The organism is Variovorax sp. FW305-3-2-15-B-LB1, from assembly GCF_058787635.1.
Window position 1 is genome coordinate 25,122 of the sequence record NZ_JBYSZY010000021.1, and the last position, 21,320, is coordinate 46,441.

A 21,320-nucleotide genomic window follows, 5' to 3' on the forward strand; every position below is an offset into this window, starting at 1 on the left:
AGCACCCGTGATCGCATCTATGAGGAACTCGGACTAACCCGTCTTCATGACCTTCAGGCTGGCATGGAAATGAGCGGCAGCCGTTGATTTGGAAACAATCTTGAAGATCATTTTCAGCCGCAAGGGCTTCGACTCACAGTATGGCGGCGTGGCCAGCCCGATCCTGCCCGATGGAGGTATCACCTCATTCCCCATTCCCTCGCGGTTTGGTCGGCCCGTGACACAGTTGTCGTTTCGCGGCAAGCCGCTCACGGATTTGCTCAACGACCTGGTGACGGGCATAGAGAACGTCCATCTGGATCCGGATCTGCATGACGGCAGCGTGCTCCGCGAGGCTGGCTGGCGCCCGACATTTGGTCAAGTGGGCTCTGCCCAGTCTCACTTGGCCAACGAAGGCGTGGGCGTCGGCGATGTGTTCCTGTTCTTCGGCTGGTTCCGCCAGGTCGAGCAGCAGCAGGGGCGCTGGCGTTATGTTCGACGTGCGCCGAACATTCACAGCCTGTTCGGCTGGCTGCAAGTCGGTGATGTGATCAAGGTATCTAGTCCGGCCGATGTCGCAAAGCGCTATCCCTGGTTGGCCGACCATCCGCATGTTCAGCATGGCGACGTCATCGGCGCGAACAATACCCTCTATGTCGCCGCCGAAACGCTCTCAGTTCGCGGGCAGCCCACTGGGGCCGCAGGCGCGGGCCTGTTCCGGCGTTGGGGGACGCCGCTGCAATTGACTGAACCAGGGCGCAGCCGCTCTAGGTGGCTCCTCCCCGCCTGGATAACCCCCGGCGCGCACATGCCGCCCATGTCGATGCACGGATCCCCAACACGGTGGGAGCCCGCCGGCGACCGCGTGCGGCTGCAGACCGTGGGCAAAGGCCAGGAATTCATTCTCGACATGGGCCAGCATCCGAAAGGGGAAGACTGGCTCCGTGGGCTCATCGAAACGCACGGCAATTGAACGCGATCGGCGAGAGGCACGAAGATGGCAATCAGGGGATACAAGCTCACGCACGACAGCGGTTTTGCACCCAATCCGTTCCACGGCGTGCTGACGCTGGCCACATGCATGGTCAAGATCAGGAGCACCCGCCAGCCCGGCGATTGGGTGGCCGGATTCGCCTCCGCCAACCTGGTGGGCTTGGCCCGCGCCAATGGGGTCGAAATTCCCTACATGGGTCTGATCTATCTGGCCCGGGTCAGCGAGGTGATGGCCTTGCGGAGCTACTTTGAGGATCCGCGTTTCGCGCTCAAGAAGAACAAGATCGACAGCCCGCATGAGATCGAGCGCGCCGGCGACAACATCTACCATCACGACGCCGCCGGGGCCTACGCCCAAGTGAGAAATCTGCACCACAAGTCTGGAGACCTTGCCCACGACGTGAGCGGCATCAATGCACTGATTTGCGCCGATTTCTGGTATCTCGGTCGCAAGTGCTTCGTTCCTGAAAGCGGCTGGGGCTCGGTGCTGGGGAATCAGCGTATCGACAAGGCGCGCTTGTCTGCGTTGCCGGAAGACTTCGTGCAGTCGATATTGCTGCTCTTTCGCGCCAGGGGCATCAAGCCTGGCATCAACGCCGACCCATGCTTGTGGACCACGCCGCCGGGGATCGCCGCCCACTGCAGGCCCACACGCAAGGCGGCACCGGCGGCGCAGAACAACTCCTGCTCCAGCAAGTAGCCATACTGAGCGACATGTTAGGCGTCGCTGGGTGGGAGCAGCGCAGCGATGTCGCGAGCTTCATCCTGCAGCTGCGCCTCGAACTTCCCGTAGTTCGCGAAGTGCAGGTGCAAGAAGATCGTGCGCGCAGCGTCTTCGTAGAGGGTGCGCAGCGATCCCGACCAACCGCTGGGCCTCTCAAGTTCGCGGAACTTCCCGGTGTCGTTCACTAGCCGCACGACACCGGCTGACAAGAACACGTACTTTGCCTGGCCCGTGAATATGATCTTCTCGAGCCAGGTTAGGTGGGTCGAATCGAGGTCTTCGCGAACCAGAGTGCTGCGCCCAACTGTTGGGAGATGAAGCAACTCGATGAATGACACAAGGTCGGCATGCTCGGGGCGAAAGCCGATCTTTGCGAAGATTCGGTGATAGCGCCTTCCGTCCCCCCTGTACTCAGGCAACAGGAACGGATGGTGGACGCCGTGTTTGCGCCAAAAAGTTGGCCCGTCCTCGTGATAGGAGCGCAACGCGGGAAAGATTGTGCTCTGCTCCACGTCGGCGGCGTAGTTCGCGTCTAACCCGACAAACAAGAACCTGGCTGTCTTTGGCGGGACGCCCTGGTACGGTCTTCGAGCAAAGAGCTCGGTCAAGACGCGGCTGGGGTGTGCCTGGTACATGGGTGAGTGTCTGCGACGCCTAACCGGCCCGGTAGTCACGGCCTTCTACCACGATGGGCGTCTGGCAAGCAAGACCGCATCGGTCGGGTTGTCTCTAAGGGCGAGCTTGCAAGCGATGAACGTCCGAGCGCGCCAACCCCCAGGGCCCGGCAGACATCCCTCACTAGCCGTCCCAGCCAGAAAGGCTAGTGCGCAATCCATTTTTTTCATTTTCAATCACGGCAGAGGCGCTTTCTTGAACGAAGCGCACGTTGATCAAATACAACATGGCCGCTTTCAAGTCGCCTCTCCAAAGATGCGTGCTGATACATTCATACCGCGCAACAATGGGACACGATAAGTCAGAGTCACAAGGGCTCTAGCAGATGCAGTGACACGCTGGGCGCGCTTTCAGCGATATCGATTCATCAATTAAAAAGGACATCAAAAATCATGGCAACTGCAAAGAAGGCTCCCGCGAAAAAGGTGGCAGCCAAGAAAAATCCGGTGAAGAAGATCGTCGCCAAGAAGGCCTCAGCAAAGAAGGCCACGGTGGTCGTCGCCAAGAAGGCCCCAGCAAAGAAGGCCACGGTGGTCGTCGCCAAGAAGGCCCCGGCAAAGAAGGCCACGGTGGTCGTCGCTAAGAAGGCCCCGGCAAAGAAGGCCACGGTGGTCGTCGCCAAGAAGGCCTCGGCAAAGAAGGCCACGGTGGTCGTCGCTAAGAAGGCCCCGGCAAAGAAGGTGGCAGCAAAAAAGTTGCTGAGCAGTGGACCGCTGAAAAACTGACCAACCCCACAGCGGGCTGGACGTTTCACCCATCGACGCTCTACTCCTATACGGCACGGCGGTTCGAGGTACTGGGGCCGCGTGGCTGGTACAAGACCGCTGATCTCAGTGCACATGCAATCCGGCGTGCCCTGACCTCAAGCGGCGCGATGCGCAAGCTGCCTGTCGAATTCAGTAGTGCAATCCAGCAAGTCCAAGCTGACACGACACGCAATCGCGGGTTCGCCTTTCTGGATGCGATCTGCGGGCCAGTAGATGCTATGGAGATCCATGAATGGCTGACCACCCTAGAGGTGGCTGTGGTCGGCTGCGGTGGCATCGGAAGCACTGTGGCCGCCTTACTTGCAGGCTTAGGCGTCCGCCGCTTCGTGCTTGTAGACCCAGATGTGGTCGAGGAAGGAAACCTATCTCGCCAGCTTCTCTATACGCTTCGCGACGTCGGCCTTCCCAAAGTTGAAGTATTGTCGCGCGCGCTTGAAGATAGATTCAGGGACCTACAAGTGCGACGCCTTGCTCTAGATGCCCTCGACCCACGAGCCATATTAATGATCCAAGATTGCAGCCTGGTTGTTTGCGCCGGCGATGATCCTCCGATCCTTCCCGCACTTCTAGAGGAGCAGTTGGGGCATCAAGTGCCAGTGTGGGCGTGCGGGTATGCGCTGGGCATTTCAGTGGTGCGCCCACCTATCAGGCGAACACGAGCAGCCTCCTCGATGCCGCACTGGCAGGGTGTTTCCGGCGGCGTCGCACCCAGTATCGGCTTCCAGAACTTGGAGATTGCAGCTCGATGCTGTGCAGAAATCGTCCTTGGTCGGGGACGTCCCGGCGCACCTTATGGCTTGGACTATCGCAATCGCAGGACTCTTCTTTGATCTGGTCTCAACGACCAATAGGGTTAGATGCCCTCTGCGGCGATGCACGTTAATCTTGCTCGCCATCACGACGAGCCAGGTGATTTCGTGCGGGATCGGATGATGATGCCCTAGGGCGAATCAGCTGCGCTCCGAAACAGATCTGGCCGAATCGGGAGATTAGGGCAAAACAGAGCGAGCGAAGTTCGCGCAGGCACCGGTCGAACCGGCTTCGTCCGAGGTCACTTGGTAATTGCGCGTGCCGACGGCCCTGCCTCCGTCGAACACAACGGCTACGAACTGGTCAACGGTCGTGCCTGTTCGACAGAAATGCCACGCTTCCTTCGTTCCTTTGGTCTCCCGGCGCTGCGGTGCGCCGAGGGCCTGCAGCACCTCTTCGCGGGAAGCTCCGTTGCGGACCGCGTTGCCCAGGAGGATTGGCTGCGGGTTCGTGGCCCGATTTGGCAGTTGGGGAGTCTGATCAGAATAGGGCCGCAAGGTATCGGGATTCAGCCCGTAGCTGCGATCCCTGTTCAGGCTCTGGCCCCCACTGGGTCCGATCGACTGACCACCACCAGGCCCGATTGACTGGCCCCCGCCAGGTCCTATCGACAGGCCCCCACCAGGTCCGATGGATTGCCCACCACCCGGGCCGATGGACATGCCGCCTCCGGGCCCAATGGAATCGCACCCCCCAGGCCCGATCGAACCCGGCACGCAGCTTCGCCAGGCTTGCGCGAGCGCCGGGCCGCTGGCCTCACCGAGGAGGAGGAGGAGGAGGAGGAGGCCCAGCTGGACGTAGCCGCGAAGCGTCTTGGAGGAGCGGGATGGGGCCATATGACGATTGTGCGTCCCGCCCGTTCGCCCAGCGTCTCTTTCGCGCGGGCCGGCATGCCGCTGACGGGCTGCATGCTGGCCGAATGGGTGAACTATGTGCGGACGACTGGTCCTAGCCTTCGACGGAAGGGAGTGCTCGCCACCCCCAACGTCGACAAATCTGGCTTAGCGCCCGAATCGACGAGGTGCCCGAGCGACGCAGTGAAATTTGTTGGTGCTTTTGTTGGTACGTCTTTTCTCAAAATTCAAGGAGTCCAATATTCATAGCGATTTCTTGACATTTTTCGATTCCTGTCGAAGCACCATGAGGCCGCATCGCGCCGTCTCATGGACCGTCGAGGCGAGACGCCCGAAAGCCCCCCACTCCTGCCCGCTCAAGAGGTCGCGAACTTCTTCAGGCACGCCGCCGAAGCGTCCACTTCCTTGCTGAAGGGGAGCATGTCGGAGTACTTGGAACGGCGCAGTTCGTACGTACCGTCGTCGTGAATGTCGGCCACGATGTACTGAAACGCCTGCGCGATCACGTCGACCCGGTACCCGAAAGCCCGCTTGGTCTGCCGGACATGCGTGGCGATCGCGGTGTTCTGCGCGCCCAGGAATCCATCGAAAACGCAATCCATGAACTCAGGCTGCTCGGCCTTGTTGTAGGTACCGTGATGCACGGTCCAGAACGTATCCGGCTTCGCCGCGGTCGTGGGGGCCGTCGTGCAAGCAGACAAAGCGCCAGCAGCCAGCGCAGCCAATACAACTCTCAACATTCCTCGTCCTCCAAGATTTTTGAGCCCCGATCGTAGTGGCTCGATCCGCATGGAGGAGACGTCACCCACCTATTTGAACGGCGGCGGCACCCGGATCTTCTGCCACTCCTCCGGCGTGATGAACTTCGCGCAGGTCGGCAGCGCGCTGATGACGCGCCGCTGCGGCTTCATCGGAACGAGTTGCGCGTTCTCCTCTTCCCGATAGAGGTTCACTCCGCAGGCTTCGTACGCAATGCCCTGCTTGCTCTCGATCTCGCGCCGCGCCTCGAAGCGTTCGCGCAGATTCCGGAACGACTGCCCGACGATCCGGTAGCGCTTGCCTTCCTCGGGCAGGAACGAAAACGAAATCCGGCACGCGGCACGGCCGTGGTACTCGATGAGCGCCTCTTCCCCCGCGCGGATGAACATCGCGCCCTTGAGTTCGGTGCGTCCGCGGTAGCAGCCCTCTGCATTGAGGTTGTTGATGACCACGTCGTCCTTCGACTCGACGGTGACCTGTGCCCGGCTTTCCTGCGCAGTCGGCAAACGGTACGGTGTTTCACAAGCGCTCAGCCCTGCAGCGGCGGCGATGGCGAATGCGCACGAGCGAATCGCTCTGGGTGACATGGTGCGGCGCTCCCCTGGTCTTGCTGTGGTGCCGTGCGATGCTAAGGCAGCGACACCCCGCGTACGCCCCGCCCCGCGCACGGACGAGATTTCAATCGACGACCCGACGGCGCGCCGGACTACTTTTGGATGCACTGCGTAACGGCATGCTTTCCTTCGTAGCAAGAGACAAACAACAGGGGGCAAGCGATGAACAAGACCGAGGCCTTGGCGGCCATGGTGGAAGTGGCACGGATCGGGCGCGGCTTGACGCCCGCCGACGCACTCACGCAGCTGGGCGAGCTGATCGCACAGGAGTCGCCGGACGATCCGGCGCATGACGTGAAGGTCGAGAAGCTGCTGCGCCTCGGCGCCTGCATCTGGTCGCTGCGGCGCGGGGTGTTCCTGCCCGAGCCGCCCGGGCGCAGCGACGAACCGGAAGCCCCGCCGGTGCAGCGGCCCCGCGAGATCGCGCCCATCGGCACGGTGCCCGCGCGCGCATCGCACCCTGTCTCCCACCACCCGGTGATCCCGGCCCTGAGCACCTCGGTGCACTACGGGCTCGCGTCGGCCTTCACACCACCCGAAACTCCTCCACCACAAAGGCCGTGATCTCCGCCAGGAAGGTCTTGGCGTGCGCCATGGTGCGCTGGCCTTCGGGCGAGGCGAACGCGGCGTTCAGCGTGTCGGTGTTCTCGAACCACAGTTCCACGATGCCGTCGATGGGCAGCTCGGCGTAGCCGCAGGGCGTGCCCTTCTCGAACTCGCGCGCGACCACCACGTTCTGGCGGTAGCCGGCCACGCCGGGCATGCGGCGCACGTGGTCGGCGTGCACCTTCCATTCGCGGCGGAAGTCTTCTTCGGACTGTGCGACCGGGCGGCGCAGGGTCGAGATGCGCTTGAGCATCGCCGGCCCCGCCGACGACGCGGGCGATGGCGGCGCAATGACCTCGGTCTGCTCGACCGTCACGATGTGCAGCCCACCCAGAAAGTGCCGCTCGTCGGCGCGGATCTCCGCCGCCAGCTCGCCGGTGTTGAAGGCCGCATCGGCCTGCGCCGCCGCATCGAACTGCAGCTGCGAGAAACCATCGAAGTCCCACGGGCCGCGCGCGAAGTCGATGCCGCGCTGCAGCCGGTCGGTCACGCGGTTCTGGCGGTAGGCGCGCAGCGTGGGCAGCTGCGCGACGAGCGGGCCGTGGCGTTCGCGCCAGTGGCGGCTGAAGGCCTCGTCGGTCCAGCCGGGCTGCTTGCGGATCAGGCCCATGCGCAGGGTCGTCGTCGTGGGGTCGGTCATCGGTCGGTCTCCTTGTGGGGTGGCGCGTTCTGCGCTTCGGCGCGCGCACGCGCCAGGCCGGGCGCACGCTTGGCGAGCCACACGCCGTGGCGCACGGGCCAGCGTTGGTACTGCGGATCGGCGCCGAGCGCGGCGGCCGCGTGGTGCGGCCAGTAAGGGTCGAACAGGGCTTCGCGGCCGAGCGCGACGAGGTCGGCCTGCCCCGCGGCGAGCACGGCCTCGGCCTGTTGCGCGTCGACGATCATCCCGACGGCCTGCGTGACGACGTCGGCCTCGCGCCGAATGCGTTCAGAGAACGGCACCTGGAAGCCCAGGCCGCGCGGCACCGGCAGCGCGCGCGTCTCTTCGGTGAGGCCGCCCGAGAAGCAGTCGATCACGTCGACGCCGCAGCGCTTCAGCTCGCGCGCGAGCACCACCGAGTCGTCGAGGCTCCAGCCGTCGAGCGTGCCGTCCACGGCCGAGAGGCGGCAGAACAGCGGCTTGCCGGCGGGCCATGCGGCGCGCACGCGCTGCGCGATTTCCAAGGCGAGCGACATGCGGTTCTCGCGGCTGCCGCCGAGCGCGTCGTCGCGGTGGTTGGCGTTGGGCGACAGGAAGCTCGCCACCAGGTAGCCGTGGCCGAAGTGCAACTCGACCACGTCGAAGCCGGCCTGGTCGGCGCGCACGGTCGCATCGACGAAACGTTGCACGAGCTCGGCCATGTCGGCGGCATCGAGCGCACGCGGGGCCGACCAGCCGGGGCCGGCCGCGAGCGCGCTGGGGCCCAGGCGCTCCCACGGCTCGTCGTCGGCCGCCATGCGCGCCGGGTCGATGGCCGCCCCGCCCTCCCACAGTGGCTCGCTGCCGGCCTTGCGGCCCGCGTGCGCGAGCTGCACGCCGATGGCGCTGCCTTGCGCGTGGACGAAGTCGACCACGGCCTTCAGCGGCGCGATCTGGCTGTCGTTCCACAGACCGAGGTCGGCGGTGCCGATGCGCCCGCGCGGATCGACGGCGGTGCTCTCGGTGAGGATCAGGCCCGCGCCGCCGAGCGCGAACTTGCCCAGGTGCACCAGGTGCCACGGCGTGGCGTGGCCGCGCTCGGCGGCGTGCTGGCACATGGGCGAGATGACGATGCGGTTGGCCAGCGTGAGTTCGCGCAACGGCAAAGGCTGGAACAGCAGGGGAAGAGAAGAATCAGGCATGTGAAGGAATCAAGGGGCCGGCGCAGCCACGGGCCGCGTGCCGAGCCAGGTGCCGCTCATCACCGCGGCAAAGCCGAACAGGTGCCACCAGGTGAGCACCTCGCCCAGCAGCAGCGCCGCGAACAGCACGCCGAACACCGGCACCCAGTAGAGAAAGACGGCCGTGCGCGCCACGCCGATGACGGAGATCGCACGGTTCCAGATGAGGTTGCCCGCGGCGGTGGCCGCGATGCCCGAAAACAGCACCAGCGCCCACGGCCACAGGCCGGGAAAGAGCTGCGCCGCCCCGAGCCGCGATGGCCCGAGCAGGGTGTGCACCACGAGCATGAACGTGCCGATGAGGTAGATGACCCAGCTGATCGACAGCGGATCGACCTGCCGCGCCAGCCGCTGCACGCCCACGCCGCCGACCGCGAAGCTCACCACCGACAGCGCGAGCATCAGGTCACCGATGCCGGCGCTCGACAGTCCCGCGCCCGGGTGGCTCAGCACCACCGCCGCCACGCCCGCGAAGCCCAGCGCCACGCCCACCATGCGGCGCGCCGTGAAGCGCTCGCCGAAGACCAGCGCGGCCATCAGCGCCGACACCAGCGGGCTCAGCGCCATGATGAGTGCGCCGTTGGTGGCGGTGGAGCGCAGCAGCCCCTGCGCGAACAGGATCTGGTTGCCGTAGACCATGAGGAAGGCGCAGCCCGCCATCACCGCGAGTTGCCGCACCGTGAGCTTGGGGATGCCGCCGCGCCGCCACAGCACGATGGCGCTGAGCGCGATGCACGCCACGCCCATGCGCAGCGCCGCGAGCGGCAGCGTCTCGAAGGAGCCGGTGAGCGCCTTCACGGCCGAGACGTTCACGCCCCACACCAGCATCGCGAGCAGCATCCAGCCCTGCACGGACGCGGGCGTGGCGCCGTGCGAGGGCGCAGGTTGGTTCACCTCAGCTTTCGAGCGCGTTCCACATCTCGATGTCGCGCTCGGCCGTCCAGATGCGCGGATGCACGTGGCCCGTGGCTTCGTCGTAGGCACGGGTCACGTCGAAGGGCATGCAGTGGTCGAAGATCACCCAGTGGCCGTAGGTCGGGCGCAGCGCGGCCACGGTTTCCTTGTAGATCACGTTGAGCGACTTGCCTTCGGCCACGCCGTTGTTCACCAGCGTGTAGACGTCGGAGATAAAGGCGCGCGTGGAGGCGATGGCCTTGCGCACGTCGGCGGCGTTTTCCAGTGCGGCGCCGCGGCCGGGCACCAGCTTCTCGAAGCCGAAGCCGGCCAGGCGATCGAGCGTGGTGGGCCAGTCGCGGAAGTAGCAGTCGCCCGCGTAGGCGGTGCTCTGGTATTCGACGAGGTCGCCGGCGAAGCAGATCTTCTGGTCTTCGAGGTAGGCGATGGTGTCGCCCTTGGTGTGGCCGCGGCCGACCTGCGCGATCTTCACCTCGAGCTTCTTGCCGAGCCACACGCTCATGGTGCCGTCGAAGGTCATGGTGGGCCAGGTGAGGCCAGCGGGCACCGACTCGACGTTACGGAACAGACGCGGGAAGCGACCGATCTCGCTGGCCTTGTCCTGCTCGCCGCGCTCGACGATCAGGTCGTAGGTGTCGCGGCTGGCCAGGATCTGCTCGGCGCCTTCCTTGAAGTACGCCGACGCGCCCAGCACGCGCACCGCGTGGTAGTGGCTCAGCAGCACGTACTTGATGGGCAGCGGCGTGACTTCGCGGATGCGGCGGATCACGTCCTGCGCCATCGCGGGCGTGGCCTGGGTGTCGACCACCATCACGGCCTCGTCGCCGATGAAGACGCCGGTGTTGGGGTCGCCCTCGGCGGTGTAGGCGTAGGCGTTCTCCGAGAGGCGAGTGAACGAGACCTTCTTTTCTTCGAGGTCGGCCTGGCTGGCGAATTTCTTGGTGGTCATGAGTGGTCCTTTGAAGTGAGAGGGAAAGTCAGTGCGTGCCGAGGTACGCCGACTTCACCTTGGGGTTGTCGAGCAGCTCGCGGCCGGAGCCTTCGAGCGTGATGCAGCCGGTTTCGAGCACGTAGGCGCGGTCGGCCACGCCCAGCGCCTGCTTGGCCATCTGTTCCACCAGCAGGATCGTGAGACCCGAGCTGCGCAGCTGGCGGATGGCGTCGAAGATGTCCTTGATGATGAGCGGCGCCAGGCCCAGCGAAGGCTCGTCGAGCAGCAGCAGGCGCGGCTCGCTCATGAGCGCGCGGGCAATCGCGAGCATCTGCTGCTCGCCGCCCGACAGCGTGCCGGACAGTTGATGCGCGCGTTCTTTCAAGCGTGGGAAGCGCGCGAACTCGCGTTCGATGGCGCGCTCCACGAAGGCCTTGTCGTTGCGGCGCGAATAGGCGCCCAGCATCAGGTTCTCGCGCACGGTCTGGTCGGGGAACACGCCGCGCCCCTCGGGCGACAGCGCCACGCCCAGGCCCACGCGCTGGTGCGCGGGCACGTGCGTGCAGTCCTTGCCGTCCACGAGCACGCGGCCTGAGGCCACGGGCTCCAGCCCGACGATGCTCTTGAGCAGCGTGCTCTTGCCGGCGCCGTTGGCGCCGATGATGGTGACGACCTCGCCTGCGCGCACTTCCAGGCTCACGCCCTTGACGGCCTCGATGGCGCCGTACGAGACCTTCACCGATTCGATTTTCAACATGATGGTTTCGGTCCTCTGGCTCAGGCGGGCACGGCGGCCATGTCTTCTTCGTCGTCCACGCCCAGGTAGGCCTCGACCACGCGCGGGTTCGACTGCACCTCGGCCGGCTTGCCTTCGGCGATCTTCACGCCGTAGTCGAGCACGATCACGTGGTCGGAGATCGACATCACCAGGTCCATGTGGTGCTCCACCATCAGGATGGACACGCCGCATTGGCCGATGCGCACCAGCAGTTCGCCGAGCTCGGCGGTTTCCTGCGGGTTGAGGCCGGCGGCGGGCTCGTCGAGCAGCAGCAGCTGCGGCTCGGTGGCCAGCGCGCGCGCCAGTTCCACGCGGCGCTGCAGGCCGTAGGGCAGGCTGCCGGCGGGCCAGTGCGCCAGGTGGCCCAGGCCCACGAGGTCGAGCAGCTGCAGCGCGCGCTCGCGCGTGGCGCGCTCCTGCTTGCCGGCCGTGGGCCAGGCCACGAGCGACGACAGGAAGCCGTTGCTCATTCGACTGTGCCGTCCGAGCATCACGTTGTCGAGCACCGAGAGGTCGGCGAACAAACGCAGGTTCTGGAAGGTGCGGCCCATGCCCAGGCAGCAGATGGTGTGCGCCGGCTGGCCCACGATGTTGCGGCCCAGGAAGCGGATCACGCCCGCGTCGGGTTCGACCACGCCGGTGAGCATGTTGATCATGGTGCTCTTGCCGGCGCCGTTCGGGCCGATGAGCGCATGGATGTGGCCGCGCTGCAGGCGGAACGACACGTCCTGCGCCGGCTTCACGCCGCCGTACGACTTGGTCACGCCCTGCACCACCAGCAGCTCGCCTTCGCCGCCGGGACCGATCTGCCCCGGCATGCCGTTGCCGGCCGCCCCTTCGCCGCGATGGCGCGATTTCAGGAACCAGTTGTTGAACAGGCCCACCACGCCGCCCGGCATCACGTACAGCGCGAACAGCAGCAGGAAGCCGTACAGGAAGTGCTGCGCCGAGGGCCAGCGCGCGAGCAGCGCGTCGGTCGCCGTGAGCAGCACCGCGCCCACGATGGGGCCGTACATCGAACCCGCGCCGCCGAACAGCACCAGCAGCAGGATGAAGATCGACAGGTGGAAGGTGATGAAGTCGGAGTTGATGTACTGGTTCTGCTGCGCCACGAGCGCGCCCGCGATGCCGCAGGTGACGGCCGCGACCACGAAGGCCATGACCTTGGCGCGGTACACGCGCACGCCCACCGACGACGAGGCGATCTCGTCCGCCTGCAGCGACAGCAGCGCGCGGCCGAAGCGGCCCTGCAGCAGGTTGCGCAGCAGCAGGTGCAGCGCGGCGCTGAGCACGATGCCCAGGATCACCCATTGCACGCTGCTCAGCGGCTGGCCGTTCCAAGTCAGCGGGCGGATGCCGTAGATGCCCTGCGCGCCGCCGAACACGTCGGTCCATTCGCCCACGAGCTTCTCGACCACGATGCCGAAGGCCAGCGTGACCATCGCAAGGTACGGGCCCTTCACGCGCAGCGAGGGCAGCGCGATGAGCACGCCGCACACGCCGGAGACGACGGCCGCGATCACCAGCGCGAGCCACGGGCTCAGCTCGGTGCGCGAGGTGATGAGCGCAACCGCATACGCGCCGGCTGCGAACAGCCCGGCCTGGCCCAGCGATTTCTGGCCTGCATAGCCGACCAGCACGTTCATGCCGGCGGCGCACAGGTAGTAGACGCACATCATGAAGGCGATGCGCAGGTAGTAGTCGTTGCCGGACAGCGAGACGAGGCCGCACAGCACGGCCGCCACCAGCACCACGGCGGCGGGATGGGCAAGGCGCTTCATACCTTCTCCACCGTCGAGCGGCCGAACAGGCCCGTGGGCCGGAAGGCCAGCACCAGGATCACGAGCGCGAACACCGCGACCTCGCGCCACTGCGCCTGCCAGAGGTTCACCATCGACTCGAGCACGCCGAGCAGGAAGCCGCCGATGACGCAGCCGCGCGGGTTGCTCAGGCCGCCGATCATGGCGCCCGAGAAGCCCTTGAGCCCCACGGTCAGCCCCATGAAGAGCGAGGCCTGCGCGATGGGCGCGAGCAGGAAGCCCGACAGCCCCGCCAGCGCCGAGCTGACGACGAAGGCGCCGATCATCATGGCGTTGGTGTTGATGCCCATGAGGCTGGCCACGTTGCCGTTCTGCGCCACGGCGCGCATGGCCTTGCCGATCATGGTGCGGTTCATCACGCGGTCGAAGCCGATCATCACGACCACGGCCACGCCCAGCGTCAGCAGTTCCTGCGGGCGCACGCCCACGCCGAACATGCGGATCACGGTGTCGCCCACGGGCGCGGGCACCACCACGGGCTTCGGGCCCCAGATGGCCAGGCCCACGCTCTGCAGGATCACGCCGAAACCCAGCGTGCTCATGACCCAGGCCATGCCCGGGCGGCCCGCGAACGGGCGCACGCCGAGCACGTAGAGCAGCCAGCCCAAGAGGCCCATCACGCCGAGCGCGGCGACCAGCGCAAACAGCTGCGCGCCCGCACCGGGCACGGCGTCGCCGAAGGTGGTGGAACTGAGCGGTTTGCCCAGCACGAGGAACAGCGCGCTCATGCCGATGAACGCGCCGGCCGAGACGAACTCGCCGTGCGAGAAGTTCAGCGTCTTGGTCGTCGTGAACGTGATGCTGAATCCGAGGGCCACCAGCGCATAGGCACCGCCGACGGCGAGCCCGCTGATGAGCGCCTGCAGGAGCGCTTCAACCATGGTGTGTATCTCCGTTGCGGAACGGGGCGGTGCCCCGTTCCTTTTTTGTCTCAGACGTTTATTGCTTGAAGTCGGCCGGCTTGAGCGCACCGATCAGCGCGTCGCTGTAGGGCAGCAGCTTGCCGTCCTTCCAGCGGATCCAGACCAGGTCCTTGGCCGTCAGGGCTTCGTGGTTGGTCTTGCTGAAGGGCTTCTCGTAGGTCTTGAGCACGCCCTGCACCGGCGTCTTCAGGTCTTCGAGCGCGGCACGCACGGCGGCGCCGTCGGTGCTGTTGGCCTGCTTCATGGCCTGGGCCAGCAGCAGCACCGAGTCGTAGCCATGCAGCGCGAACGAGAACGAGCCCGGTGCCTTCAGCTTGCTGCCGATGCGGTCGAACAGCTTCTGCTGCACGGGCGTGCGCGTTTCGCTCACGGTGCGCATGAAGATCGGCTTCTCGGCCAGCGCCTTGCCGGCCGCGTCGTAGAAGGTGATGTTGTCGGCCGCCCACGAGGTGAGCGTCAGCGGGAAGTAGTTGATCTTCTCCATGCTGCGCACCAGCTGCGCGATGGGCGTGCCCTGCGCCCACACCACCACGGTGTCGACGTTGGCGGCCTTCATCTTGCTCAGCTGCGAGGTCATGTCGGTGTCGCCGACGCCGAAGCGCTCGGTGGCCGCGATCTTGATGTCCTGCAGCTTGGCGATTTCTTCCATGTCCTTCAGGCCGCCCTGGCCGTAGCCGGTGGTCTCGGCCATGAGGCCCACGACCTTGGAGCCGCCCGTGTTGCGCTTCACGTAGGCCATGAGCGCGGCGACCTGCTCGCGGTCGACCATCGAGACGCGGAACATGTAGTTGTCGGCGCCGGGGCTCATCGGCTTGGTGATGTCGGTGCCCGAGCCCACGTTGCCCAGCACCGGAATCTTCTTCTGGTTGGCGATGTGCTTCCAGGCCATGGCGTTGCCCGAGTTGGTGGGGCCGAACACGGCGACGACCTTCTCGTTGTCGACCAGGTCGCTCATGTTCTGGATCGACTTCGGCGGCGCCGAGACGTCGTCGCGCGTGACCAGCGTGAACTTCCGTCCGAGCGCGCCGCCGGCGGCGTTCAGGTCGGCAATGGCCGCTTCCATGCCCAGCACCGCGGCCTGGCCGCTCTGCGCCGAAGGCGAGGCCGAGAGGTCGCCGTTGTAGCCGAGCTTGATGTCTTGCGCGTAGGCACCGGCACTGAACGCAGCGAAGGCGGCGGTCGCGAGCAGGGTCTTGTACAGACGGATCGTTTTCATTCTTTGTCTCCTAAGGGTTGACGGACGGGGAACGGGAAATCGAAAAGGAAGGGGCGTGGCTCAGACGGCGAGGAAGCCGCCGTCCACCGGCAGCGTGATGCCAGTGACGTAGCGCGACATGTCGCTGGCCAGGAAGATCACCGGGCCCACCAGGTCTTCGGTCTGGCCGACGCGGCCCAGCGGGATGCGCGTCATGAACGACTCGAGGCGCTGCGGGTTCTCGCGCGTGGCGGCGGTCATGGGCGTCTCGATCACGCCGGGTGCCAGTGCGTTCACGCGCACGCCGGCCGGCGCGAGTTCCTGCGCCAGCGACTGCGTGAGCATCTTGATGGCGCCCTTCGAGGGCGAGTAGCCCAGGCTCGCGGCCTGTCCTGCGTAGGCGGCGATGGAGGCGATGTTGATGATCGAGCCCTTCGTCTGCTTGAGCACGGGGATGAAGGCCAGCGTGGTGTTGAAGGTGCCGTGCACGTTCACGTCGATGGTCTTCTTCCAGTTGGCCGCGGCGTTCGGGCTGCTGGTGGTCTCGCGGATGATGATGCCGGCGTTGTTCACCAGCAGGTCGACATGGCCGACCTCTTGCGCCACGCGCGCGGCCAGCGCCTGGCAGGCCTCGGGCGCGGTGACGTCAAGCACGAACGACCAGGCCTCGCCGCCTTCGTTGCGCACCAGTTGCGCGGTCTCGGCCACGGTGGCTTCGTTCATGTCGGTGACGACGACGCGCGCGCCCGCCTGGGCCAGGCCGAGCGCGAGCGCGCGGCCGTTGCCCTGGCCGGCGCCGGTGATCAGCGCGAGACGGCCTTCGAGCAGGCGCGGTGCGACGTGAGGAGGAAAGGGCATGGTCGGCTCCTTGGGTTGACTATCGGAACGGGATCAGGCGCCGCGCGGCACGGCCACGGCTTCGCGCTGTTCGACGTGCAGGGGCACGGCGGCCTCGGCCTGCGCGACCTGCAGGCCCGCGACATAGCCGAAGGTGAGCGCCGGGCCGAGCGTGATGCCCGCGCCGGGGTAGTTGCCGCCCATCACGCTGGCCGCGTCGTTGCCGACGGCGTACAGGCCCTTGATCGGCTGGCGGTCGGCGTCGAGCACGCGGGTCTTCTCATCAGTGACGAGGCCGGCGAAGGTGCCGATGTCGCCGATGACGAGCTTGATCGCGTAGTACGGGCCGTTGTCCAGCGGCGCGACGCAGGGGTTCGGCGTGACGTTGGCGTCGCCCTGGTAGCGGTTGTAGGCCTTGCTGCCCTTGCCGAAGGCGGGGTCGTCGCCGGTGCGCGCGCCCTGGTTGAACTCCTGCACGGTGGCTTCGAGCGCGGCCGGGGCGATGCCGATTTCCTTGGCCAGTTCGCCGATGCTCGCGCCGCGCTTGAGGTAGCCGGTCTTCAGGTGGCGGCCGATGGGCAGCGGCGCGGGCGCGACGCAGCCCAGGCCGTAGTCGCGCAGCGCCTTGTGGTCGCACAGCAGCCAGGCCGTGACCTCGGGCTCGCCTTCGCAAGCCTTGACCATCGCCTGAACGAAGTCGTGGTACGAGTTGCCTTCGTTGGCAAAGCGCTTGCCCTTGGGCGTGACCGCGATCACGCCGGGCTTGGCGCGGTCGATGAAGTGCGGCATGACACCCTTGCTGCCGTCGGGCCGCGTGGTGACCGAGGCCGGCACCCAGGCCGCGGCGTGCGGGATGGTGCCGTCGACGCGGCCGCCCACGGCCTCGGCCAGGCGCAGGCCGTCGCCGGTGTTCGTCGAAGGCGACGGCGAGTAGTGCTCCTTGCCGGTCGGTGCGTGCGGGAACAGCTGCTTGCGGCGCTCCACGTCGTAGGGGAAACCGCCGCAGGCCAGCACCACGCCGCGTTTGGCGGTGATGCGCACCGTCTTGCCTTCGTGCTGCACCACGGCGCCCGAGACGCCGTCGTACTCGACCACGAGCTTCTTCACGGGCGACGAGAGCCACACGGGAATGTCCAGGTCCATCGCAGCCTTGGCCAGGCGGCCCGCCAGCGCGTTGCCGTTGGTCAGCGTCATGCCGCGGCCGTGGCGCACCACGTCCAGGAAGTGCCGGGTCAGGCGCTTGGTCACGTACCAGAACGAAGTCGGCGACTTGAAGGCCCGCATGAAGTGTTTGATCTCGGGGCCCGAGCCCAACATCATCCCGAACACCGTGAGCTCGGGCAGCGGCGGCGCCAGGTGCTTGATGCGCGCACCGAGTTCGCGGCCGTCGAACGGGCGCGTGACCATCGAACGCCCGCCGGGCTGGCCGCCGGGCGCTTCGGCGTGGTAGTCGGGGAAGACAGCCGGCATGTCGAACTGCACGCAGGTCTGGCGCGTGAAGAAGTCGATGGCCTTGGGGCCCATGTCGAGGAAGGCGCCCACGCGCGCCGCATCGAAGTGCGTCGTGGTCTCGTGCTTCATGTAGTCGAGCGCCGCGCCGGGCGGCTCATGGATGCCCTGCTCGGTGGCCAGGCGCGTGCCCGGAATCCACAGCCAGCCGCCCGAGCGCGCGGTGGTGCCACCGAAGCGCGGCTCTTTCTCGACCACCAGCACCTTCAAACCCTGCGACGCCGCCGTGACGGCGGTGGCCATGCCCGATGCGCCGCTGCCGACGACGAGGACATCGCATTCCCACGTGTTCTGTTCCATCTCTGCCTCTGTTCGCTCTCGTGTTGTGTGTACGACTTAAGTTGCGGCGGAGTGTAGGCAGCGATATTGATATGGTCAAGTCGTTTAGTTACTATCAGATGATCAGTCATCGTCGATTGAACACGACAATATCAGTAGAAACCCTGATGGCTATACTCGCTCCCACTCTCAACCCCCACGCCGGGCGCCCCATGGAAAAGCCAAGACGTGGCATTCAATCCGTCGAAATCGGAACGCAATTGCTGGTCGCGCTTGGCCGGCACGTGGCGCCCATGGCGCTGCGCGATCTCGGCAAGGCCGCCGGCGTGCCGGTCGGCAAGGCGCACCCCTACCTGGTGAGTTTTCTGAAGGTCGGCTTCGTGGTGCAGGACGGCGCCGGCCGCTACGAGCTGGGCCCGCTGGCCCTGCAGCTGGGCCTGGCCAAGCTGCAGCGGCTCGACCCGATCAAGGAAGCCTCGCCCCTCATCGAAGCGCTCGCGTCCGAGACCGAGCAGAGCATCGCGGTTGCGGTCTGGGGCAACTTCGGGCCGACCGTGGTGCGGCTGGAAGAACCGATCCACCCGCTGCACGTGAACCTGCGCACCGGCACCGTGATGTCGCTGGCCTACACGGCCACGGGCCGGCTGTTCGCGGCCTACCTGCCGCCGAAGGTGGTGGAAAAGATGATGCTCGAAGACCTGGCGCGCACGCGCCCGGCCGACGGGCGCGGCGCCAGCGAAGAGCTGTCGAAGTCGCAGATCGAGGCGCTGCTGGTCGAGACGCGGCTGCACGGCATCTCGCGCACGCTGGGCCAGCCGATTCCGGGCATCGACGCCTTCTGCGCGCCGGTGTTCGACTCGACCAACAACCTGGTTCTGGGCATCACGGCCATGGGCCCCGAGGCCACCTTCGACAGCGACTGGAACGGCCGCGTGGCCGTGCCGCTGAAGGCCTGCGCACTCGAAATCTCGCGCCGCCTGGGCTTCGTGCCCACCGACGAAGCGGGCTGAACCGCCGGCCCGTGCCATGTAGGCAGGCGCTCACGCGCTTGGTTTGCCTTATCCCGCACGCGCGGGCCGCAGACGCGGCCACCGTAGAGGCCTACCTACCTCACGGAGACCGGTCATGAAAAGCATCATCCTTTGGCTCTGCGGCGTCCCGCTGATCGTGATCATCGGGCTGAAGGTGTTCGGCATTCTCTGACCGGCCACGCGCCACGACGAACGATCCCGCTTCCTCCTCACGGCGCTTCTTGCGTCGTTACAGCGCCCCTCCCGGGGCGCTTTTTTTGCGGATCGATCCGGTCAGTGCCGCTCAGTGGGTATTGCGGCGCAGCTGCTGCACGTCTTCATGCAGCGAATGCGCCCAGCTGCGGCGTTCGCGGCTGTACGAAGGCTGCGGCTCGCCGAAGCGCACGATGGCCAGCAGCGGCGGCGCGCGCAGCGTGTTCCACACCGAGGCCAGCAGGCTGTCGTCGTCGATGTAGCGCGGCGCCTGGCTGGTCTCGCCGGTGGCGGCATCGGCAAAGCGCAGCGCGGCCGGGATCACCGGCGCGCCCGAGGAAATCGCGGCCTGCAGCAGGTTGGCGTGGAACGGCAGCAGCCCGCGCCCGTCGCTCGTGGTGCCTTCGGGGAACACGCCGATCAGGTCGCCGCCGCGCAGCGCCTCGGTCATGTGGTGCACCACGCGCATGGCGTCGCGCCGGCGCTCACGCTCGATGTAGAGCGTGCCCGAGCCGGTAGAGAGCGTGCCGATCACCGGCCACTGCTTGACGTCCGACTTCGACACGAAGCGCACGTGGCGCGCCGCATGGATGGCGGTGATGTCGAGCCACGAGAGGTGGTTGCAGATGAGCAGCGCCGGCCCGTGCGCGGGCGGCTCGCCCTGCACGCGCAGCGTGACGCCCATGATCTGCAGCATGCGCGCCGACCAGGCCTGCACGCGCGCGTTGCGCTCGTCCTGCGGCAGGCGGGGGAAGGTGAAGCGGATCGTCCACCAGCCCGACAGCGCATGCGAGGCCGCATGCAGCAGGCGCCAGCCGGCCTTCAACGAGTGCAGCATCTGGACGCGGGCCCTCTTCTTCTTTTTGACGGCGTGCCGTGTGGCGGGCGCGTCGTTCAGCCGTGCACGACGCGACCGGCCACCAGCGTGTGGCGCGCGCGCCCCTGCATCGGGTAGCTGGAGAACGGCGTGTGCTTGCCCTGGCTGCGCAGCGCCTCGGGCACCACCTGCCATTCGAGCGACGGATCGGCGATGCACAGGTCGGCCACGCCGCCCTCGGCGATGCGGCCGATGCCGCTGGCCGCGTCGGCCGCGTTCAGCAGGCGCGCCGGCGCCGAGGTGACCACCTCGATGGCGCGCGCCAGGCCCGCGCCGCTGCGCTCGCCCCACTGCAGCGCGAGCGGCAGCAGCAGTTCGAGTCCGGTGGCGCCGGGTTCGGCTTCGGCAAAAGGCAGCGTCTTGGCGTCGGCCTCGACCGGCGTGTGGTCGGACACCAGCGCGTCGATGGTGCCGTCGGCCAGCGCGGCCGAGAGCGCGTCGCGGTCGCCCTGCTGGCGCAGCGGCGGGTTCAGGCGCGCGCGGCTGTCGAAGAAGCCGATGTCGGTGTCGGCCAGGTGCAGCGAGTTGATGCTGACGTCGCAGGTGATCGGCAGGCCCTGCGCCTTGGCCTCGCGCACCAGTGCCACGCCGCGGGCGCTGGAGATGCGGCACAGGTGCACGCGCGCGCCGGTGCTCTTCATGAGCTCGATGATGGTGAAGATGGCGATCGTCTCGGCCGCCACCGGCACGCCGCCCAGGCCCAGCCGCGTGGCGAGCGCGCCGCTGGCCGCGACGCCCTTGCCGAGGTCGCGGTCCTGCGGACGCAGCCACACGGTGTAGCCGAAGGTGCTGGCGTACGACAGCGCGCGCTGCAGCACCTGCGTGTCGGCCAGCGGCACGTCGGCCTGGCCGAAGCCGATGCAGCCGGCCTCGGTGAGCTCGGCCATCTCGGTGAGCACGCCGCCGGCGAGGTTGCGCGTGAGCGCGCCCAGCGGGAACAGGCGCGCGCACTGCAGCTTTTCGGCGCGGAACTTGAGCATCTCGACCAGGCCGGGCTCGTCGAGCACGGGGTCGGTGTCGGGCGGGCACACGAGGCTGGTCACGCCGCCCGCGATGGCCGCGGCCATTTCGCTTTCGAGCATGCCTTCGTGCTCGTAGCCCGGCTCGCGCAGGCGCGCGGCGAGGTCGACGAGGCCGGGGGTGACGATGCAGCCCGTGGCGTCGAGGGTGCGCTCGGGCTTGAAGCCCGCCGGTGCGCGCCCGATGCCGGCGATCTTGCCGTCGGCGATGGCGATGTCGGTGGGCTTGTCGGTGCCCGAGGCGGGGTCGATGACGCGGCCGTTGGTGATGAGGATGTTCATGCGTCTGTACTTCCGGTGGCAGTCAGGGCCTTTTCGGGAAACACCGTGGAACCGGCTTTGCCGGGCCACTGGTGTTGCCCCCGGTAGGGGG

General features: G+C 66.8%; 21 protein-coding genes. 6 read left to right on the plus strand and 15 right to left on the minus strand.

Annotated features, from left to right (window positions below):
* Positions 1-100: 100 nt before the first annotated feature.
* Both AC3WQR_RS15200 and AC3WQR_RS15205 read left to right on the plus strand, forming a co-directional pair.
* Positions 101-952 carry an Nmad3 family putative nucleotide modification protein gene (locus tag AC3WQR_RS15200; RefSeq protein ID WP_492742583.1) on the plus strand — a complete coding sequence of 284 codons (852 nt, stop codon included), beginning with the start codon at positions 101-103 and terminating at the stop codon, positions 950-952.
* A 24-nt stretch (positions 953-976) separates the two neighbouring features.
* Complete coding sequence (locus tag AC3WQR_RS15205; protein WP_492742585.1) at positions 977-1,672, plus strand: Nmad2 family putative nucleotide modification protein; 696 nt, start codon at positions 977-979, stop codon at positions 1,670-1,672.
* A 17-nt stretch (positions 1,673-1,689) separates the two neighbouring features.
* Here AC3WQR_RS15205 and AC3WQR_RS15210 read toward each other — a convergent pair whose 3' ends face one another.
* Entirely contained in the window at positions 1,690-2,331 is a 642-nt protein-coding gene (locus tag AC3WQR_RS15210) for a hypothetical protein (RefSeq protein ID WP_492742586.1), read from the minus strand.
* Between the two features lie 432 nt (positions 2,332-2,763).
* Here AC3WQR_RS15210 and AC3WQR_RS15215 point away from each other — a divergent pair, with 432 nt between their 5' ends.
* Positions 2,764-3,096, plus strand: coding sequence for a hypothetical protein (locus tag AC3WQR_RS15215; RefSeq protein WP_492742588.1), 333 nt, complete (start codon positions 2,764-2,766; stop codon positions 3,094-3,096).
* A gap of 149 nt (positions 3,097-3,245) precedes the next feature.
* Entirely contained in the window at positions 3,246-3,968 is a 723-nt protein-coding gene (locus AC3WQR_RS15220) for a ThiF family adenylyltransferase (protein WP_492742590.1), read from the plus strand.
* Between the two features lie 1,190 nt (positions 3,969-5,158).
* Here the strand turns inward: AC3WQR_RS15220 and AC3WQR_RS15225 are convergent.
* The gene (locus AC3WQR_RS15225) at positions 5,159-5,542 is read right to left on the minus strand and encodes a hypothetical protein (protein ID WP_307696962.1); all 384 of its coding nucleotides are present in this window, start codon (positions 5,540-5,542) and stop codon (positions 5,159-5,161) included.
* Positions 5,543-5,611: 69 nt separating this feature from the next.
* On the minus strand, positions 5,612-6,148 hold the full coding sequence (locus AC3WQR_RS15230; RefSeq protein ID WP_492742592.1) for a hypothetical protein: 537 nt from the start codon (positions 6,146-6,148) through the stop codon (positions 5,612-5,614).
* A gap of 189 nt (positions 6,149-6,337) precedes the next feature.
* On the opposite strand from AC3WQR_RS15230, the gene AC3WQR_RS15235 reads away from it, so the two are divergent.
* On the plus strand, positions 6,338-6,739 hold the full coding sequence (locus AC3WQR_RS15235) for a hypothetical protein (RefSeq protein WP_492742593.1): 402 nt from the start codon (positions 6,338-6,340) through the stop codon (positions 6,737-6,739).
* On the opposite strand, the gene AC3WQR_RS15240 is transcribed toward AC3WQR_RS15235, so the two are convergent.
* The 10 genes from AC3WQR_RS15240 to AC3WQR_RS15285 are packed head-to-tail and all read right to left on the minus strand — an operon-like array spanning position 6,702 to position 17,849.
* Positions 6,702-7,421 (minus strand): EthD domain-containing protein, encoded by a 720-nt coding sequence (locus tag AC3WQR_RS15240; RefSeq protein WP_492742594.1) that lies wholly within the window; start codon positions 7,419-7,421, stop codon positions 6,702-6,704. The genes AC3WQR_RS15235 and AC3WQR_RS15240 overlap by 38 nt on opposite strands.
* Complete coding sequence (locus AC3WQR_RS15245) at positions 7,418-8,602, minus strand: NADH:flavin oxidoreductase/NADH oxidase (protein ID WP_492742595.1); 1,185 nt, start codon at positions 8,600-8,602, stop codon at positions 7,418-7,420. The genes AC3WQR_RS15240 and AC3WQR_RS15245 overlap by 4 nt, the downstream gene beginning before the upstream one ends.
* A 9-nt stretch (positions 8,603-8,611) precedes the next feature.
* On the minus strand, positions 8,612-9,535 hold the full coding sequence (locus AC3WQR_RS15250; RefSeq protein WP_492742596.1) for a DMT family transporter: 924 nt from the start codon (positions 9,533-9,535) through the stop codon (positions 8,612-8,614).
* A gap of 1 nt (position 9,536) precedes the next feature.
* Positions 9,537-10,505, minus strand: a complete 969-nt coding sequence (locus AC3WQR_RS15255) for an MBL fold metallo-hydrolase (protein ID WP_095746773.1) — start codon at positions 10,503-10,505, stop codon at positions 9,537-9,539.
* 28 nt (positions 10,506-10,533) lie between these two features.
* Entirely contained in the window at positions 10,534-11,244 is a 711-nt protein-coding gene (locus AC3WQR_RS15260; protein ID WP_492742598.1) for an ABC transporter ATP-binding protein, read from the minus strand.
* Between the two features lie 20 nt (positions 11,245-11,264).
* Positions 11,265-13,046, minus strand: a complete 1,782-nt coding sequence (locus tag AC3WQR_RS15265) for a branched-chain amino acid ABC transporter ATP-binding protein/permease (protein WP_492742600.1) — start codon at positions 13,044-13,046, stop codon at positions 11,265-11,267.
* On the minus strand, positions 13,043-13,966 hold the full coding sequence (locus tag AC3WQR_RS15270; protein ID WP_062469725.1) for a branched-chain amino acid ABC transporter permease: 924 nt from the start codon (positions 13,964-13,966) through the stop codon (positions 13,043-13,045). The genes AC3WQR_RS15265 and AC3WQR_RS15270 overlap by 4 nt, the downstream gene beginning before the upstream one ends.
* Before the next feature lie 58 nt (positions 13,967-14,024).
* Positions 14,025-15,224, minus strand: a complete 1,200-nt coding sequence (locus tag AC3WQR_RS15275; RefSeq protein WP_492742601.1) for an ABC transporter substrate-binding protein — start codon at positions 15,222-15,224, stop codon at positions 14,025-14,027.
* Positions 15,225-15,284: 60 nt separating this feature from the next.
* Entirely contained in the window at positions 15,285-16,061 is a 777-nt protein-coding gene (locus AC3WQR_RS15280) for an SDR family NAD(P)-dependent oxidoreductase (protein WP_139704791.1), read from the minus strand.
* 33 nt (positions 16,062-16,094) lie between these two features.
* On the minus strand, positions 16,095-17,849 hold the full coding sequence (locus AC3WQR_RS15285; protein ID WP_492742602.1) for an FAD-dependent oxidoreductase: 1,755 nt from the start codon (positions 17,847-17,849) through the stop codon (positions 16,095-16,097).
* 191 nt (positions 17,850-18,040) lie between these two features.
* Here AC3WQR_RS15285 and AC3WQR_RS15290 point away from each other — a divergent pair, with 191 nt between their 5' ends.
* Positions 18,041-18,838: an IclR family transcriptional regulator gene (locus AC3WQR_RS15290; RefSeq protein ID WP_492742604.1), complete on the plus strand. Its 798-nt coding sequence runs from the start codon at positions 18,041-18,043 to the stop codon at positions 18,836-18,838.
* Between the two features lie 304 nt (positions 18,839-19,142).
* On the opposite strand, the gene AC3WQR_RS15295 is transcribed toward AC3WQR_RS15290, so the two are convergent.
* Together AC3WQR_RS15295 and AC3WQR_RS15300 are read right to left on the minus strand one after the other, a co-directional pair.
* A complete protein-coding gene (locus AC3WQR_RS15295) occupies positions 19,143-19,889 on the minus strand; it encodes a lysophospholipid acyltransferase family protein (RefSeq protein WP_095948045.1) in 747 nt (248 codons plus the stop codon).
* 56 nt (positions 19,890-19,945) lie between these two features.
* Positions 19,946-21,229 (minus strand): dihydroorotase, encoded by a 1,284-nt coding sequence (locus tag AC3WQR_RS15300; RefSeq protein ID WP_307637999.1) that lies wholly within the window; start codon positions 21,227-21,229, stop codon positions 19,946-19,948.
* Positions 21,230-21,320: the final 91 nt, after the last annotated feature.

Bases quoted from the DNA above. Each gene is read 5' to 3' on its own strand.
- AC3WQR_RS15205 (WP_492742585.1), top strand. From the start codon at position 977: ATGGCAATCAGGGGATACAAGCTCACGCACGACAGCGGTTTTGCACCC.
- AC3WQR_RS15210 (WP_492742586.1), bottom strand. From the start codon at position 2,331: ATGTACCAGGCACACCCCAGCCGCGTCTTGACCGAGCTCTTTGCTCGA.
- AC3WQR_RS15215 (WP_492742588.1), top strand. From the start codon at position 2,764: ATGGCAACTGCAAAGAAGGCTCCCGCGAAAAAGGTGGCAGCCAAGAAA.
- AC3WQR_RS15220 (WP_492742590.1), top strand. From the start codon at position 3,246: ATGCGCAAGCTGCCTGTCGAATTCAGTAGTGCAATCCAGCAAGTCCAA.
- AC3WQR_RS15225 (WP_307696962.1), bottom strand. From the start codon at position 5,542: ATGTTGAGAGTTGTATTGGCTGCGCTGGCTGCTGGCGCTTTGTCTGCT.
- AC3WQR_RS15230 (WP_492742592.1), bottom strand. From the start codon at position 6,148: ATGTCACCCAGAGCGATTCGCTCGTGCGCATTCGCCATCGCCGCCGCT.
- AC3WQR_RS15235 (WP_492742593.1), top strand. From the start codon at position 6,338: ATGAACAAGACCGAGGCCTTGGCGGCCATGGTGGAAGTGGCACGGATC.
- AC3WQR_RS15240 (WP_492742594.1), bottom strand. From the start codon at position 7,421: ATGACCGACCCCACGACGACGACCCTGCGCATGGGCCTGATCCGCAAG.
- AC3WQR_RS15245 (WP_492742595.1), bottom strand. From the start codon at position 8,602: ATGCCTGATTCTTCTCTTCCCCTGCTGTTCCAGCCTTTGCCGTTGCGC.
- AC3WQR_RS15255 (WP_095746773.1), bottom strand. From the start codon at position 10,505: ATGACCACCAAGAAATTCGCCAGCCAGGCCGACCTCGAAGAAAAGAAG.
- AC3WQR_RS15260 (WP_492742598.1), bottom strand. From the start codon at position 11,244: ATGTTGAAAATCGAATCGGTGAAGGTCTCGTACGGCGCCATCGAGGCC.
- AC3WQR_RS15265 (WP_492742600.1), bottom strand. From the start codon at position 13,046: ATGAAGCGCCTTGCCCATCCCGCCGCCGTGGTGCTGGTGGCGGCCGTG.
- AC3WQR_RS15270 (WP_062469725.1), bottom strand. From the start codon at position 13,966: ATGGTTGAAGCGCTCCTGCAGGCGCTCATCAGCGGGCTCGCCGTCGGC.
- AC3WQR_RS15275 (WP_492742601.1), bottom strand. From the start codon at position 15,224: ATGAAAACGATCCGTCTGTACAAGACCCTGCTCGCGACCGCCGCCTTC.
- AC3WQR_RS15280 (WP_139704791.1), bottom strand. From the start codon at position 16,061: ATGCCCTTTCCTCCTCACGTCGCACCGCGCCTGCTCGAAGGCCGTCTC.
- AC3WQR_RS15285 (WP_492742602.1), bottom strand. From the start codon at position 17,849: ATGGAACAGAACACGTGGGAATGCGATGTCCTCGTCGTCGGCAGCGGC.
- AC3WQR_RS15290 (WP_492742604.1), top strand. From the start codon at position 18,041: ATGGAAAAGCCAAGACGTGGCATTCAATCCGTCGAAATCGGAACGCAA.
- AC3WQR_RS15295 (WP_095948045.1), bottom strand. From the start codon at position 19,889: ATGCTGCACTCGTTGAAGGCCGGCTGGCGCCTGCTGCATGCGGCCTCG.
- AC3WQR_RS15300 (WP_307637999.1), bottom strand. From the start codon at position 21,229: ATGAACATCCTCATCACCAACGGCCGCGTCATCGACCCCGCCTCGGGC.